Source organism: Bradyrhizobium sp. STM 3843 (genome assembly GCF_000239815.1).
Taxonomy (GTDB): domain Bacteria; phylum Pseudomonadota; class Alphaproteobacteria; order Rhizobiales; family Xanthobacteraceae; genus Bradyrhizobium.
In genome coordinates this window covers 1-14,730 of sequence record NZ_CAFK01000204.1, presented here as the reverse complement: position 1 = coordinate 14,730, position 14,730 = coordinate 1, and the positions used below count along the sequence as shown (strand labels likewise).

Annotated in this window: 14 protein-coding genes; 5 read left to right on the top strand and 9 right to left on the bottom strand. The window is 63.2% G+C overall.

Annotated elements, in window-relative coordinates:
• Nucleotides 1–93: 93 nt before the first annotated feature.
• Nucleotides 94–624: a DedA family protein gene (locus tag BRAS3843_RS21940; RefSeq protein ID WP_008971244.1), complete on the bottom strand. Its 531-nt coding sequence runs from the start codon at nucleotides 622–624 to the stop codon at nucleotides 94–96.
• A gap of 269 nt (nucleotides 625–893) precedes the next feature.
• On the opposite strand from BRAS3843_RS21940, the gene parE reads away from it, so the two are divergent.
• From parE to BRAS3843_RS21925, 3 genes are all read left to right on the top strand, one after another.
• Complete coding sequence (parE, locus tag BRAS3843_RS21935) at nucleotides 894–2,963, top strand: DNA topoisomerase IV subunit B (protein ID WP_008971243.1); 2,070 nt, start codon at nucleotides 894–896, stop codon at nucleotides 2,961–2,963.
• Nucleotides 2,964–3,204: 241 nt separating this feature from the next.
• Nucleotides 3,205–3,993, top strand: a complete 789-nt coding sequence (locus tag BRAS3843_RS21930; protein ID WP_008971242.1) for an outer membrane beta-barrel protein — start codon at nucleotides 3,205–3,207, stop codon at nucleotides 3,991–3,993.
• 216 nt (nucleotides 3,994–4,209) lie between these two features.
• Entirely contained in the window at nucleotides 4,210–4,395 is a 186-nt protein-coding gene (locus BRAS3843_RS21925; protein ID WP_008971241.1) for a hypothetical protein, read from the top strand.
• A gap of 57 nt (nucleotides 4,396–4,452) precedes the next feature.
• Here BRAS3843_RS21925 and BRAS3843_RS21920 read toward each other — a convergent pair whose 3' ends face one another.
• Together BRAS3843_RS21920 and BRAS3843_RS21915 are read right to left on the bottom strand one after the other, a co-directional pair.
• A complete protein-coding gene (locus tag BRAS3843_RS21920) occupies nucleotides 4,453–5,952 on the bottom strand; it encodes a caspase family protein (protein ID WP_008971240.1) in 1,500 nt (499 codons plus the stop codon).
• A 92-nt stretch (nucleotides 5,953–6,044) separates the two neighbouring features.
• Nucleotides 6,045–6,632 carry a TMEM175 family protein gene (locus BRAS3843_RS21915; protein ID WP_008971239.1) on the bottom strand — a complete coding sequence of 196 codons (588 nt, stop codon included), beginning with the start codon at nucleotides 6,630–6,632 and terminating at the stop codon, nucleotides 6,045–6,047.
• Between the two features lie 444 nt (nucleotides 6,633–7,076).
• Between BRAS3843_RS21915 and BRAS3843_RS21910 the strand changes: the two genes are divergently transcribed.
• Both BRAS3843_RS21910 and BRAS3843_RS21905 read left to right on the top strand, forming a co-directional pair.
• Nucleotides 7,077–8,510, top strand: a complete 1,434-nt coding sequence (locus tag BRAS3843_RS21910; protein WP_008971238.1) for a DEAD/DEAH box helicase — start codon at nucleotides 7,077–7,079, stop codon at nucleotides 8,508–8,510.
• 249 nt (nucleotides 8,511–8,759) lie between these two features.
• Entirely contained in the window at nucleotides 8,760–9,827 is a 1,068-nt protein-coding gene (locus BRAS3843_RS21905; protein WP_008971237.1) for a GGDEF domain-containing protein, read from the top strand.
• 65 nt (nucleotides 9,828–9,892) lie between these two features.
• Here BRAS3843_RS21905 and BRAS3843_RS21900 read toward each other — a convergent pair whose 3' ends face one another.
• The 6 genes from BRAS3843_RS21900 to sufC form a co-directional block, all read right to left on the bottom strand.
• The gene (locus tag BRAS3843_RS21900) at nucleotides 9,893–10,423 is read right to left on the bottom strand and encodes a TfoX/Sxy family protein (RefSeq protein WP_008971236.1); all 531 of its coding nucleotides are present in this window, start codon (nucleotides 10,421–10,423) and stop codon (nucleotides 9,893–9,895) included.
• Between the two features lie 126 nt (nucleotides 10,424–10,549).
• A complete protein-coding gene (locus BRAS3843_RS21895; RefSeq protein WP_008971235.1) occupies nucleotides 10,550–10,945 on the bottom strand; it encodes an iron-sulfur cluster assembly accessory protein in 396 nt (131 codons plus the stop codon).
• A 70-nt stretch (nucleotides 10,946–11,015) separates the two neighbouring features.
• Nucleotides 11,016–11,387 carry an SUF system Fe-S cluster assembly protein gene (locus BRAS3843_RS21890; RefSeq protein ID WP_008971234.1) on the bottom strand — a complete coding sequence of 124 codons (372 nt, stop codon included), beginning with the start codon at nucleotides 11,385–11,387 and terminating at the stop codon, nucleotides 11,016–11,018.
• Nucleotides 11,384–12,631, bottom strand: coding sequence for a cysteine desulfurase (locus tag BRAS3843_RS21885; RefSeq protein WP_008971233.1), 1,248 nt, complete (start codon nucleotides 12,629–12,631; stop codon nucleotides 11,384–11,386). The genes BRAS3843_RS21890 and BRAS3843_RS21885 overlap by 4 nt, the downstream gene beginning before the upstream one ends.
• Nucleotides 12,628–13,944: a Fe-S cluster assembly protein SufD gene (sufD, locus tag BRAS3843_RS21880; RefSeq protein ID WP_008971232.1), complete on the bottom strand. Its 1,317-nt coding sequence runs from the start codon at nucleotides 13,942–13,944 to the stop codon at nucleotides 12,628–12,630. Before sufD ends, BRAS3843_RS21885 begins: the two co-directional genes overlap by 4 nt.
• 20 nt (nucleotides 13,945–13,964) lie before the next feature.
• Complete coding sequence (sufC, locus tag BRAS3843_RS21875) at nucleotides 13,965–14,717, bottom strand: Fe-S cluster assembly ATPase SufC (RefSeq protein ID WP_008971231.1); 753 nt, start codon at nucleotides 14,715–14,717, stop codon at nucleotides 13,965–13,967.
• Between the last annotated feature and the right edge of the window lie 13 nt (nucleotides 14,718–14,730).

Genomic DNA, 14,730 nt, shown 5'->3' with positions numbered 1-14,730 from the left:
TCAATGGCGAACATCATGGTCGCGGCGTTGATCATGGGCGCAGGGCTATAAGGCCGCGCGGTTCCCGCGTCAAGCAGCGGACGGCAACGGCTTTCAGAAGAGTCGCCAGATCCATTCGACGGTGCGTCCGATGATATCGCCGAACAGCAGCAGCACGGCCGACCAGACCAGGGCAGAGACGAAATTGGCGATCTGAAACTGCAGGTAGGGCATCTCGAAGATGCCGGCGGCCAGCGGCACCGAAGCGCGTAAGGGTCCGAAGAAGCGTCCGATGAAGATGCTTGGGACGCCCCACTCACGCACGAATGCCTCGCCGCGGATCAAGATCTTGGGGTAGCGAGACAGCGGCCACATCTGGGCGACGTGGTCCTTATACCGATAGCCAAACCAATAGGAGACCCAGTCGCCAAGGGCCGCGCCCAGTCCGCCGGCGAGCCAAAGCGGCCAGAAGTTCATGCCGGTAACGCCGATCAGAGCCCCGATCGCAACCAAGGCCCCCCAGGCCGGGATCAGCAGGGAGATGAAGGCAAGCGATTCCCCGAAGGCGAGCAAAAGCACGATCGGAGCCGCCCAGGCCTGATGGTCGCGCACGAAGTCGGCGACCGCGCGCCCAACGTCTTCCATCTCCGATTTGCCTTTCCCGCGTCCCGCGCCTTAAGTCATTGAAGCCTATTACGGTTCCCACGAAACGGACTGGTACGCCGGGGAACCATTTGACTTCAAGTCACAAAGGCCGACACGGCGCGTGAAAGTGGCCGGCGCGGTCCCCATTTCAGGCGCTAGAACCGCCCGACAGGTGGCGGTCATTGTTTTCTGCCCATCCATGGCATAGTCAGGCCAACCGATTCGTCATGCTCGGCGTTCCGCCTGGCGCATGCAAGCTATCAAAATCTATGGACAAGCCATTGAAATCCGCAGCCAAAACCAAGGCCAAGCCCGGCGAGATGTTGGCGCAGGCCGCCAAGGCAGCCGTGAAAAGCAAAGCGCCGGCCAAGGCGGCCGCGCGCGCGGCCGGTTCCGAAGGCGAATATACCGCCCGTGATATCGAGGTTCTGGAGGGGCTGGAGCCGGTCCGGCGCCGGCCCGGCATGTATATCGGCGGCACCGACGAGAAGGCGCTGCATCACCTGTTCGCCGAGGTCATCGACAACTCGATGGACGAGGCGCTGGCCGGCCACGCCACCTTCATCGAGGTGGAACTTGATACCGACGGCTTCCTGACCGTGACCGACAACGGCCGCGGCATCCCGGTCGACCCGCATCCGAAGTTCCCGAAGAAGTCGGCGCTCGAGATCATCATGTGCACCCTGCACGCCGGCGGCAAGTTCGACTCCAAGGTCTACGAGACCTCGGGCGGCCTGCACGGCGTCGGCATCTCTGTGGTGAACGCGCTCTCGACGCGGCTCGAGGTCGAGGTCGCCCGCAACCAGAAGCTCTACCGGATGGTGTTCGAGCGCGGACACCCGAAGGGCAAGCTGGAAGAAGTTGGCAAGGTGGCGAACCGCCGCGGCACCAAGGTCCGCTTCCAGCCTGACCCGACCATCTTCGGCGCCAAGGCGGCGTTCAAGCCGCAGCGGCTGTTCAAGATGGCGCGCTCCAAGGCCTATCTGTTTGGCGGCGTCGAGATCCGCTGGAAGTGCGATCCGTCGCTGCTCAAGGGCGTCGAGGACGTGCCGCCCGAGGCGACTTTCCACTTCCCGGGCGGCCTCAAGGATTATCTGGCAGCCGCCATCCATGCCGATACCCTGGTGCATCCGGACATCTTCGCCGGCAAGTCGGGCCGCACCGGCGGCCATGGCGGCTGCGAATGGGCGGTGGCCTGGACCGCCGATGCCGACGGTTTCCTGTCTTCCTACTGCAATACCATTCCAACCCCTGACGGCGGCACCCACGAATCCGGCATCCGCAGCGCGTTGCTGCGCGGCTTGAAGGACCATGCCGAGCGCGCCGGCCAGGGCAAGCGCGCCGCCAACATCACCTCCGAGGACATCATGGCGGGCGCCGCCGTCATGCTCTCGGTGTTCGTGCGTGAGCCGGAATTCCAGGGCCAGACCAAGGACCGTCTGGCCACTGCCGAGGCCCAGCGGATCGTCGAGCAGGCGGTCAAGGACCCGTTCGACCACTGGCTGTCGGGCAATCCGGTGCAGGCGAATCGGCTGCTCGACTTCGTGATCGAGCGCGCCGAGGAGCGTATCCGTCGTCGCCAGGAAAAAGAGACGCAGCGCAAGACCGCGACCAAGAAGCTCCGCCTCCCCGGCAAGCTGGCCGACTGCACCGATGCAGGGACGGCAAATTCGGAGCTCTTCATCGTCGAGGGTGATTCGGCCGGCGGCAGCGCCAAAGCGGCGCGCGACCGCAAGACCCAGGCCGTGCTACCGCTGCGCGGCAAGATCCTCAACGTGGCTTCAGCGGGCAAGGACAAGCTGACCGCCAATGCCCAGCTCTCGGATCTCGTCTTGGCGATGGGTCCCGGCACCGGAACCCAATACCGGGAAGAAGACCTGCGCTATCAGCGCATCATCATCATGACCGATGCCGACGTCGACGGCGCCCATATCGCCTCGCTGCTGATCACCTTCTTTTACCGGCAGATGCCGCGGCTGATCGACGAGGGGCACCTCTATCTGGCCGTGCCGCCGCTCTACAAGCTCACCCACGGCGCCAAGTCCGTGTACGCACGAGACGATGCCCATAAGAACGAGCTGCTGAAGAGCCAATTCCACGCCAATGCCAAGGTGGAGATCAGCCGCTTCAAAGGTCTCGGCGAAATGAGTGCGGCGCAGCTCAAGGAAACCACGATGGACCCGTCCAAGCGCACGCTGTTGCGGGTGATGCTGCTCGCCGACGATCGCGAAGGCACGGCCGACTCGGTCGAACGGCTGATGGGCACCAAGGCGGAGGCGCGTTTCGCCTTCATTTCGGAAAGGGCGGAATTTGCCAGCGACGAGCTCCTCGACGTCTGATCGGCAACGCCTTTTCAAGCCACAATTGCAGGTTCCACACAGTTCGCGTGGAGCCAGTTTTTTACAAACGATTCAGAAGCTTACTTTCGAAGCAACGAGTAGAAGCCGTAGTTTTCCGCATGGTGTGCCCGTCGGGCAACAGCTTTTAGGCACCAATCGGCTATAGTTCGGGCACATCAGGCGAGGGAATCGCCGACAAAATGTCTGCCAGCGGCGGCATGTGGACTTGGGGATTAGGATTATGAAAAAGCTTTTGCTCGCTTTGACCGCGGTGGCCGCGATGACGGGAGCCGCTTCGGCAGCTGATCTGGCTGCGAAGCCCTACGTGAAGGCTCCGATGGCTCCGGTCGCTCCGAGCTGGACCGGCTTCTACATCTTCGGTGGCGCCGGCGGCGGCATCTGGGACGCCGACACCCACACCAATCGGACGATCGCGGGGGTCACCACGTCGACGATCGATCATCGCAACGGCGGTGATGGCTGGTTCGGCACCGTCGGTCTCGGCTACGATTGGCAGGTCAATCCGAGCTGGGTGATCGGTGCATTCGCCGACGGTCAGTTCGGCAGCCTCCGCGGCAACGTCGACGATACGTTCGCTGCCTTCCAGGGCCGCATCAAGTTGGAAGATTCCTGGGCTGCAGGTGTTCGCCTTGGCTATCTGGTCGCGCCGAACGTCCTGTCCTACGTCAACGCTGGTTACTCCGGATCGCACTGGTCGGGCACGACCCTCGTTTCGTCCTTCACCGGCATTCCGGCAGGCTTCCACACCGACTCGTTCAACCGCAACGGCTGGTTCGTCGGCGGCGGCGTCGAGAACAACCTGAACATCTTCGGCATCTCGGCTCCCGGCTGGTTCATGAAGACCGAGTATCGCGCTGCCTACTACGATCGGAAGGACCTCAATGTCCGTTTCGATGGTACGAACGCGCTCAGCACGGACACCGTCAGCTTCAAGCCGTGGGTGCAGACCATCAGCACCTCGCTGGTCTATCGCTTCAACTGGACCGGCCCGGTCGTCGCCAAGTACTAAGGCGAAAAGTACTAAGCCTATCCAACGGATCGGATGAGAAAAGCCCCGGCTCTGCCGGGGCTTTTTGTTTATGGCGCCCGTCGGTCCCAGCCAGTGCTCTGGTCAGAGCTGCACTCAGCCGCTACGGTCGCGGTAAGCCGCAAATAACAGCAGCCGCAGTTGACCGCAGCACCAGCGGACCTGCATGCAGCGGCCTTGACCGGGAGGGATGCGGAGATGCGCAGAGTTCTTCTGATCGCAGGTCTGCTCCTGCTCGCCCTCGGCCTGCTATGGATCGGCCAAGGGACCGGCGTGATCGCCTGGCCAAGATCGAGCTTCATGATCGATCAGATCGAGTGGGCCGGCTATGGCGCAGCCGCGGCGGCGCTCGGCCTGATCTTGATCTGGCAGAGCAGCCGTTGATCTGGCAGAGCGTCCGCTCGTAAGCCAGCGCCCTCGCCGCGTCCCATCAGATAAGGATCAGCGGCGAAAGCTCTTGATCTCCGACACGCTCCCGTCGCGATAGGTCAACTCGACCGACACGAACTGCGTCGACGGCGGCAGCTTCAGATACGGCGTCGCATTGGAGGGAATCGCAATCGGATCCTTCATGTCGCAGGCCGGGAGGCTCAGGACCTTGTCGGGCACGGCGGTATCGATGCCGATTCGTATCTGGCGGATCGCGCAGCGATACGACATCAGATGCGTGTAATAGACGAGCAGGCCGTTGAACTCGCGGAATGACAGCCAGCTGGTCGCGGTCATGTCGAGGATCTTGCGCTGGTCTCGAATCAGCGCGGCCTCGGGCTCGAATTTGATCGGGAACGGCCCCTGCATCTCGCCACCGGCATCAACATAGCGCACCTGGATTGTCCCGGCCGGCGCGTCTGCCGGCAGCTCGATGGAGGGATTGGGCATCCGCTTGCGGGTTCGCGGATCCAGTACATCCATGAAGCCGGTCTCGCGGAAGTCGCCGGCGTCACCCATCCGCCAGGAAATGCCGAGCGTCGGATCCACAATCGAGAACGTGATAGTCCAGCCGCCATTGTGGCGCGAGAACATCGCGATCGGCGCATTCACGCTCTCATTGGCCGGAGGCAGGCGCGGCGCCGCGACCGGCGGCAGCGCCGCCAGCTTCTGCGACGGATCGGCAGGTTTGGCGCCCCCCACCGCGGCACTGGCGATGCCGTTGAGAAAGACGTCATCCACCATCTGATCGAAATAGACCGGGATCTGCTTATGGTGCACGGTCTCGGCCATCTCGCTGACCAGGCGGCGCGTGCGCTGCGCGACCTGCACCAGATTGACGCCGGACTGGGTCAGCTCCTTGGCAAAGGTGCGCGTGAAGACCGAATTCGGGTTGGCATCATCGTTCGACAGCCGATCGAGCGCGGTCTGCCGCGGCCCTGCGGAGAACACCGAAAACACGCCTTCGGGCAGTTGCGTCATCGGCGCAAGCCCGCCGCCGCCGGCAACCGCGCGCGTGCCGGGGCGCTCGAACGGGTTGTTGCGGCAGGCGTCAAACACCAGGATCGAGGTTCGCGCCTTCTTGTTCTGCAGCCGCTCGATGATGCGGTCCGCCAGAACCGAGGCGTCGCGGACCAGCTCCTCCTGCCCTTCGGTCGCAGCCGGAACGTCCGTCGGCAGCAGGAAATTCTGGCCGGCAATCTCGAAGCCGTGTCCGGCATAGAAGAAGAACGCTGTGTCACCGGGTTCGACCGCATTGTCGAAGGCCAGCAGCGCCTGGCTGAACTGCTGCCGGCTCAGATTCTCGGCGACCATCACGCTGAAGCCGAGCTGCTTCAACGTGTCGCCCATGGTGCGCGCATCATTGACCGCCTTCTGCAGCTTCGGAACGAATCTGTAATCGTTGTTGCCGATCACCAGCGCCACGCGTTTTTCCGCCTGCGCCGGAGCGGTCATGGCTACCACGATCAGCGCCAAGCCGCCGACGATCCACGTCCTGAGCGATATCGTCATTGTCGTCCTCTGTCCCGCTCCAAGGCCGCGCTTGCGTCGTCTGGACCTATGCGAACCCATCTCGGCATAGTCGGACAATCATCGGCGGTGGTTCAATGCGCGACCGGCAGTTCCTGCCTCCAGCGCCGCAGCAGCGGGCCGCCGAAGGCCAGCAGAAAGGACCAGAGCGCAAGATGCGGAGCGATGAAACTGACGAGGATAGCAACGACCGATGCGAGCATCAGCAACAGCGCCGAGAGTTGCCGCTCGCGCAAATGATCGCCCTGCTCCAGATGCGGCGTGATCCGTACCAGGCGCGAACCGACCAATGCGATCAGGAGCGTGTGGCCGGCATAAAGCCATATCGCAGCCTGCACGTGCGCGAAGCGCCCAACCACGATCGTGGTGAACGGAACGCAGGTGATGAGCAGCAGGTAAAACAGCCACCAATAGACATATTCCCGGTTGACGTAATCGGCGCGGCTGCGAACCTGAATGTTGGCGAGCCAGCGCAGGCCCAGCACCCCGAAGCTCAGCAGATAGGGCAGGAATTTCGGCCAGAGATTGACGACGCCGACGATCAGCTCGTTGTTGTCGTGGGGGTGGAAATCATCCGGCAAACGAACGTCGAGCACGAGCAAGGTCATCGCCACGGCGAAGATGCCGTCACTCAATACATCAAGCCGCGCTTTCGAATACATCGCCCTTCCCCATCTGCGCGGATCTGAAAACCCTGATTCTTGAAATACCTGGTTCTGATGTCGCAAGCCTCTCGAACCTGCTCGCGCGACGCCTTTCGGCAACGATTCTCGACCTTCAGCACCAGCTAAGCGCCCGTTCAAATGCAACAGCTTTGCGACAGGCTGCCTGCAAATAATGCAAAAACATTAAGCTTTTTCGATACTTCGCGCATCTCCTCCATTGACTTTGCCCAATTACCCCCTATCTTCCGATGCGACGCGGCTCGGGATCGGTCTGATTCCTAAACAGAGCAACCGCGGGGTCAGCGTAAGTCACAGAGCCCCCAGCTTATCAAAAAGCACGCCGTTTGGGGCTGAGCGCGACCACAGCCTGTTACCTTCGATTCCTAACGGCGGCGTCGAATAGAGGCCTCGTCATAGAGGGGCCCGCCAAACAGAGGCTCGATGTCCTTTTCCAATCTCGGTTTATCCGACAAGGTGCTGGCCGCAGTCGCGGCAACTGGTTACACCGCACCGACCCCCATTCAAGAACAAGCCATCCCCCACGTCCTGGCCCGCCGCGACGTTCTCGGCATCGCCCAGACCGGCACCGGCAAGACGGCCGCCTTCGTCCTTCCGATGCTGACGATCCTGGAAAAGGGACGCGCCCGGGCGCGCATGCCCCGGACCCTGATCCTGGAGCCGACCCGCGAACTGGCAGCCCAGGTCAAAGAGAATTTCGACCGCTACGGCGCAGGTCAGAAGCTCAACGTTGCGCTGCTGATCGGCGGCGTCTCCTTCGGCGACCAGGACTCGAAGCTGACGCGCGGCGTGGACGTGCTGATCGCGACGCCCGGCCGCCTGCTCGACCACACTGAACGCGGCGGGTTGCTGCTCACCGGCGTCGAGCTCCTGGTGATCGACGAAGCCGACCGCATGCTTGACATGGGCTTCATTCCGGACATCGAGCGGATCTGCAAGCTCGTCCCCTTCACCCGGCAGACCCTGTTCTTCACCGCTACCATGCCGCCGGAAATCCGGCGCGTCACCGAGGCCTTCCTGCACAATCCGCAGAAGGTCGAAGTCTCCAGGCCCGCGACCACTGCCGTCACCGTGACGCAGTCTCAGGTGCCCGCCGGGCGCGAGGCACACCAGAAGCGCGAGGTGCTGCGCCGCCTGCTGCGCGAGGCCAAGGACCTCAAGAACGCGATCATCTTCTGCAATCGCAAGCGCGACGTCGCCATCGTCTACAAGTCCCTGCAGAAGCACGGCTTCAGCGTCGGCGCCCTGCACGGCGACATGGATCAATCGGCGCGCATGGCCGCGCTGGACCAATTCCGCAAAGGCGAGCTGCCGCTGCTCGTCGCCTCCGACGTTGCGGCCCGCGGCCTCGACATTCCCGAAGTCAGCCACGTCTTCAATTTTGACGTGCCGCATCATCCCGACGATTACGTGCACCGCATCGGCCGTACCGGCCGCGCCGGGCGCACCGGGACCGCAATCTCGATCGTGACGCCGCCCGACCAGAAGTCGGTCGCAGCGATCGAAAAGCTGATCGGACAAACCATTCCCCGCGCGGAGGGCGATTACACCGTCCAGGAAGCGTCCTCGCATGATGACGAGGCGCATGAGCGGCGGCCACGCGATGCGGCCCGACGCGGCCGCAAGGCGCCGTCGCGTGAACGCGAGCCGCGCCGCACGCATAGCGAGCCGCGTCGCTCGGAGAGCGAACCGGCTCATGCCAATGGCGGCCGAAGCCGCGCGACGCCCGCCGCGCCGCAACCCGCCTCACCGGGACGGACGCCGATGCGACGCCCGCACCGCGAACCCGACAATGAGCCGGCGGATCACTCGCATCTTCCTGCGTTCCTGCTCAGGCCGGTTCGCGCGCCGGTCTAAGCCGAGCCCATCGACATAAAGTCGTCGCCGATCCAGACTTTGTCGGCGCGGAATATCGCTCGCGCATTGTCGCAGCGAGGGCTATGGCGTTGCCAGGCGCCCCCTAATCGTGCACGCGGCAGCAGGGTCCGCAGACGCGCGAGTATCCCCTTCACCACACGCGTTTACCGCTAATTCATTCTCGTCCACTAGCTTGGCTCTCATTATTTAATGATTGCTGGCGACGCGGCTGATTGCGGGGAACTGGTAGTGGTCAATGTGCTTGACGAACACGAACGCACGATGGCCTTTGCCGATGTCGCGCTCAGCCAGATCAAGTCGCTGCGCCATCCGGCCACCCCTCGCAACTATGAGATCTGGTACGTCTACGCCACCGGCTACAACGCCGCGCTCAACAAGATCATCAACGAGACGCTCGCGCGTAGCGGCAAGCTGGCCGAAGCCGAGCTCGAGCAACTCTACGAAACCTATCTGTCCCACCTGAAGACCACCGACCGCCTCGACAAGGTCGGCGCGCGCGTCATCGGCGAGATTGACGACGTAATGAATCTGATCACAGACGCGCTCGGCATGACCGCAAGCTATGATGCAAGCCTTGCGAGCGCAGACCAGAAGCTTGCCTCTGTGACCGACCGCGAGCAGCTGGTCGAGATCATCGATATGCTCGCGAAGTCGACGCGCGAGATGCGCGACACGAACCGCATCCTGGAACAGCGACTGTCGCTCTCGAAGAGCGAAATCAGCGGCCTGCAGCACAGCCTTGAGGCGATCCGGGCCGAGAGCCTGACCGATCCGCTGACCAGTCTCGGCAATCGCAAATATTTCGACCGCATGATCGAGATTGCCGTGCAGACCGCGCTCGCCAACAACGAACCGCTGTCGCTGTTGATGTTCGACATCGATCATTTCAAGTCGTTCAATGACTCCTATGGCCATCTCACCGGCGACCAGGTGCTCCGTCTGGTCGGGATATCGTTGAAACATGCGATCACAGGCCGGGACGTCACGGCGCGGTATGGCGGCGAGGAGTTCGCGGTCCTGCTGCCGAACACAGCGCTACGGCAGGCATTGACCGTGGCGGATCAGATCCGCCGCGCCGTGATGGCGAAGGAGCTGAAGAAAAAATCGACCGGCGAGGTCCTCGGCCGCGTCACCATCTCGGTGGGCGTGTCGATGCTCAAGCCAAGCGACGATACCGACGCGCTGATCGAGCGAGCGGACGCCTGTCTCTATGCCGCCAAACGCAACGGCCGCAACCGGGTGATCTCAGAAATCGACCCGGAATACACCGCACAAGCCCGGAGCCAGGTGGCCTAGCAAAATCCCCTGGGAGCGATTGGCTCACCGGCGCCTGATGCGCAGAAGCCTCATCGGCCCTTCGCTCAGCTTCTCTTGCTGCTGCCTTTGCGGCCGGATTTGCCCCCGCGTGCTGCGGCCTTCGCCGTCTTCGATTTCCTGCTTGGCGGCGCAGCGCCTCGCTTTGTTGCACGCGTCTTGCCCGATCCCAGGCGTCCGGATGCTGTCTTCGCCGCGGGTCGCTCCACGCCGGTCCCGGTCTTCTTTATCGCCGGCTTGCGCACCCTGCTCCGTTTCTTCAACGCGGCGCGCTGTGCCGCGGCCAACGCCGCCCTCGCCCATTCGGCGAATTCCTCGACGTCGTCGAACAGATGGGCAGGCACCTCCCAGTACGAGCCGACCGTCATGGTTCGCGCCCGCGTCTGGTATTGGAACGGCTTTGAACCTGCGGCTTCGAAAGCGGCAACGTTCTCCTCGTCGACGCGCAGATAAAGCCCGCTGCGCAGCGCCAGCGCGAAGTTGATGCCGTCGGCGGAGATGCCGAAGCCCGAGAACATCCGCCGTATCGTGACCGGCCCGAAGCCGGCAAACAGATCGACCAGGAATTCGCGGTCCATCGCGTCCACCGCTGATTGCTGTCCGGCATGCGATGCCGGAGCCCCGATGCGGTTGTCCTATCTGCGAGGAGCGATTGTCAATGTCCGGAATGCGACAAGGCGCGAAGCCGCCCTGCCGCGGAGCTGTCACACCTCGGCTGGCTTGAGCTGCACCGATTCGCCGCAACCGCAGGCGCTGATCTGGTTCGGGTTATTGAATACGAACTGGGCCTGCATCTTGTCGGCGTGATAGTCCATCTCGGTGCCGAGCAGGAACAACACCGCCTTGGGGTCGACCAGGATCTTGACGCCCTTGTCCTCGACCACCTCGTCGGTGGGCCGGATCTCATGGGCATATTCGACCGTGTAGGACTGCCCGGCGCAGCCGCCATTCTTGACCCCGACGCGCAGGCCCACGATCTCGGAATCCGCACGGTTCGTCAGCTCACGGATGCGCGCGGCAGCCGCCTCCGTCAGCTTCATCACCTGCGGACGGGGCCGCGGCTTCGGTTTCGTGGCAGGGGTGGATTGCGTGTTTGTCATCGTGTTCATGTCGTCAATCCCGGCGGTCATGGATTCCGCCCTCTAATCAAAATTCGTGCCCGACAACGCCTCACCACATGTTGAGAACGAGCCGTGCCTCGTCGCTCATCCGGTCCGGCGTCCATTGCGGCTCCCAGACGATGTTGACGCTTACAACCCCGACCCCTGGCACGCTCGCAATGGCGTTCTCGACCATGGTCGGCAACTCACCGGCGGCCGGGCAGTTCGGCGTCGTCAAGGTCATGACAACATCGACGCTGCGATCGTCCTTGATCTCGACCTTGTAGATCAAGCCGAGCTCATAGATATCGGCCGGGATTTCCGGGTCGAACACCGTCTTGAGCGCCGCGATGATCTCTTGCGAGAGCCGTTCGGTTTCTTCCGGCGGCAGGGCCGAATGCGTTTCGACGGACTGGGTTTTGATTTCGGCTGTGTCGCTCATGCAAACAAATCCCGCGCCTTGATCAGCGCCTGCGCCAGTTGATCGACTTCGTCCCGGGTATTGTACATGCCAAACGACGCCCGGCAGGTCGCCGTGACATTGAATCTCTCCAAAAGCGGCATCACGCAATGGGTGCCAGCGCGCACCGCAACGCCCTGCCGATCGATCACGGTGGCAACGTCGTGCGCATGCGCGCCCCTCATCTCGAAGGAGATCACCGGCCCCTTGCCACGGGCCGTGCCGATCAGCCGCAGCGAATTGATCTCGCGCAGCCGCGCCTCCGCGTAAGTCAGGAGATCGTGCTCGTGCGCGGCGATCCGCTCTTTGCCGATCGAATTGACATAGTCGATCGCAGCACCAAGTCCGACCGACTCCACGATCGCCGGGGTTCCTGCCTCGAATTTGTGAGGCGGATCGCCATAGGTCACCCAGTCGCGCGCGACCTCGCGGATCATCTCGCCGCCACCATTGTACGGGCGCATCGCGGCGAGGAGATCATATTTGCCGTAGAGCACGCCGATGCCGGTTGGGCCGTACAGCTTGTGCCCGGTGAAGACGTAGAAGTCGCAATCGATATCCTGGACGTCGATCGCCAGATGCACGGCAGCTTGGCTGCCGTCGATCAGCACCGGAATCCCGCGCGCATGTGCGATCCGGACCACCTCTTTGACCGGCACCACGGTGCCCAGCATGTTCGACATCTGCGTGATCGCGACCAGCTTGGTGCGGTCGGTCAGCAGCTTCTCGAACTCGTCGATCAGAAAGTTGCCCTCGTCGTCGACCGGGGCCCATTTGATCACCGCACCCTGGCGCTCCCGCAGGAAATGCCATGGCACGATGTTGGAATGATGCTCCATGATCGAGAGCACGATCTCATCGCCCGCACCGATGTTCGGCGCGCCCCAGGATGACGCGACCAGGTTGATCGCCTCGGTCGCGTTGCGGGTGAATATGATTTCTTCAGTCCGGCGCGCATTGAGGAATTGCGCGACCTTGGCGCGGCCGCCCTCATAGGCCTCGGTGGCGGCATTGGCGAGATAATGCAGGCCGCGATGCACGTTGGCATATTCGGACGTATAGGCTTGCGTCATGCGATCGAGCACCGCAGTCGGCTTTTGCGCCGAGGCCGCGTTGTCGAGATAGACCAGCCTCTTGCCATAGACCTGCAGCGACAGCGCCGGGAAATCGGCGCGCACGCGCTCCACGTCGTAGCTGCCGTTGGCGACTGCCGAATGCGTGCTCATGCGCGGGACTCCAACCAATGTTGTGCGGCGTCGATGACGCGTTCCCGCAAGCTCTCGTCCTCGATCGCCTCAATCGCCTCGCCGACAAAGGCTTGAACCAGCAGCGCCTGGGCCTGCTTCTCGGGCAGGCCGCGCGCACGCAAGTAGAACAGCAGGCTCTCGTCCAGCGCACCCGAGGTCGCGCCATGGCCGCAGGAGACGTCGTCAGCAAAGATCTCGAGCTCGGGCTTGTTGTCCGCCTCGGCCTCGTCGGACAACAAGAGCGCCCGCGTCATCATCTTGCCGTCGGTCTTCCGCGCGTCGGGGCGAACGATGATGCGGCCCTGGAACACCGAATGCGCGCGATCGTCGAGCACGGCGCGGAAATTTTCGCGGCTGGTGCAGCCGGGAACGGCGTGGTCGACGACGAGCGTCGTGTCGCCATGCTGCTTGCCGCGCAGCAGGTTGACGCCGTTGACCGTGAGTTCGCTATCCTCGCCCGCAAGCGTGATGAAGCCCTGCAACCGGCTCACCGCGCCGCCGCTGGTCATGTTGAACAAATTGAGCTTGGACCTGGCCCCCACGGTGACGATGTTCGAGGTCACGTTGAAGGCGTCAGGGGCATCGCGCATCAGCCGGATATGCGACAGCTCGACCCCGTCGCCGATCCAGATCACGGCGGCGTCGTTGGCCTGATAGGCGTTGGCGCCCTCGGCCGCGACGCAGGTCTCGACCAGGGTCGCACGTGCGCCCTTCCCCACCTGCAGATGCGAGCGGGTGTAGCGCGACGTCTTTCCGGCGGTCGCAACGTGAATGATCTGCAGCGGCGCCGACAACTGCACGCCGTCGGCGATTCCGACCACCACGCCGTCGGTTGCCAGAGCCGCGTTCAGCGAGATCATCGCGTCGGTCGAGGTCGTCAGCAGCAGATCGCCACGCGCCTCGTTGGACTCGTTCTCCAGCACGTCGCGCAGCGTTCGAACGCTGACACCGGCCTGGATGCCGTCTGACAATTCGGCCGCGAACATGCCATCGACCAGCACCAGCCTGGTCGCGCCGTCGATCGTAACGGACGGCAGCGCCGCCTTGGCACGCGCCAGGGCCGCCGCGTCAGGCGCAGCGGCCTGCGGCAGCAGCTCGCGCATCAGCGCGCGCAGATCGGTGTATTTCCATTCCTCGACGCGCCGATGCGGCAGGCCGGCGCGTTCGAACGCCGCGAAGGCCTCTCGCCTGAGATCGGCGACCCTGCCCTTCCCGGGCAGCCGGCCGGCCGCGGCAGCAAAGATGCCGTTCGCCGCCGTGCCAGTGTCGTTCTTGACCAAAGCAACCGTCATCACAGATCCATTCGCGCGTTTTACGCCGCGTCTTCGAACTGGGTGTAGCCCGAAGCCTCGAGCTCCAGCGCCAATTCCTTGTTGCCGGTCTTCACGACGCGGCCCTTCGACATCACATGCACGACATCAGGCACGATGTAGTTGAGCAAGCGCTGATAGTGGGTGATGACGATCATCGCGCGCTCGGGCGAACGCAGCGCATTGACGCCGTCGGCAGCGATGCGCAGCGCGTCGATGTCGAGACCGGAATCCATCTCATCGAGGATGCACAGGCTCGGCTCGAACAGCGCCATCTGCAGCACCTCGTTGCGCTTCTTCTCGCCGCCGGAAAAGCCGACATTGACGCCGCGCCGGAGCATGTCCTGCGGGATGTTCAGCGATTTGGCGACCTCGCGCACCTTCTTCAGGAAATCGGGTGTCGAATATTCGTCCTCGCCGCGCGCCTTGCGCTGCGCATTCAAGGCCGTGCGCAGGAAGGTCATGGTGGCGACGCCGGGAATCTCGACCGGATATTGGAACGCCAGGAACACGCCCTTGGCGGCGCGCTCATCCGGCTCCATCTCCAACAGGTTTTCCCCCTTGAACAGGATCTCACCGCCGGTGACCTCGTAGCCGGGCTTGCCGGCGATGACGTGGGACAGCGTCGACTTGCCGGAACCGTTCGGTCCCATGATCGCGTGGATCTCGCCTTCGTTCACGGTCAGCGAGAGCCCGTGGAGAATTTCGCGCTCCTCGACGCGCACCTGCAGATTCTTGATTTCGAGTAGTGCCATTGTTTCTCTTCCG

Bases quoted from the DNA above. Each gene is read 5' to 3' on its own strand.
- BRAS3843_RS21940 (WP_008971244.1), bottom strand. From the start codon at position 624: ATGGAAGACGTTGGGCGCGCGGTCGCCGACTTCGTGCGCGACCATCAG.
- parE (WP_008971243.1), top strand. From the start codon at position 894: ATGGACAAGCCATTGAAATCCGCAGCCAAAACCAAGGCCAAGCCCGGC.
- BRAS3843_RS21930 (WP_008971242.1), top strand. From the start codon at position 3,205: ATGAAAAAGCTTTTGCTCGCTTTGACCGCGGTGGCCGCGATGACGGGA.
- BRAS3843_RS21925 (WP_008971241.1), top strand. From the start codon at position 4,210: ATGCGCAGAGTTCTTCTGATCGCAGGTCTGCTCCTGCTCGCCCTCGGC.
- BRAS3843_RS21920 (WP_008971240.1), bottom strand. From the start codon at position 5,952: ATGACGATATCGCTCAGGACGTGGATCGTCGGCGGCTTGGCGCTGATC.
- BRAS3843_RS21915 (WP_008971239.1), bottom strand. From the start codon at position 6,632: ATGTATTCGAAAGCGCGGCTTGATGTATTGAGTGACGGCATCTTCGCC.
- BRAS3843_RS21910 (WP_008971238.1), top strand. From the start codon at position 7,077: ATGTCCTTTTCCAATCTCGGTTTATCCGACAAGGTGCTGGCCGCAGTC.
- BRAS3843_RS21900 (WP_008971236.1), bottom strand. From the start codon at position 10,423: ATGGACCGCGAATTCCTGGTCGATCTGTTTGCCGGCTTCGGGCCGGTC.
- BRAS3843_RS21895 (WP_008971235.1), bottom strand. From the start codon at position 10,945: ATGACAAACACGCAATCCACCCCTGCCACGAAACCGAAGCCGCGGCCC.
- BRAS3843_RS21890 (WP_008971234.1), bottom strand. From the start codon at position 11,387: ATGAGCGACACAGCCGAAATCAAAACCCAGTCCGTCGAAACGCATTCG.
- BRAS3843_RS21885 (WP_008971233.1), bottom strand. From the start codon at position 12,631: ATGAGCACGCATTCGGCAGTCGCCAACGGCAGCTACGACGTGGAGCGC.
- sufD (WP_008971232.1), bottom strand. From the start codon at position 13,944: ATGACGGTTGCTTTGGTCAAGAACGACACTGGCACGGCGGCGAACGGC.
- sufC (WP_008971231.1), bottom strand. From the start codon at position 14,717: ATGGCACTACTCGAAATCAAGAATCTGCAGGTGCGCGTCGAGGAGCGC.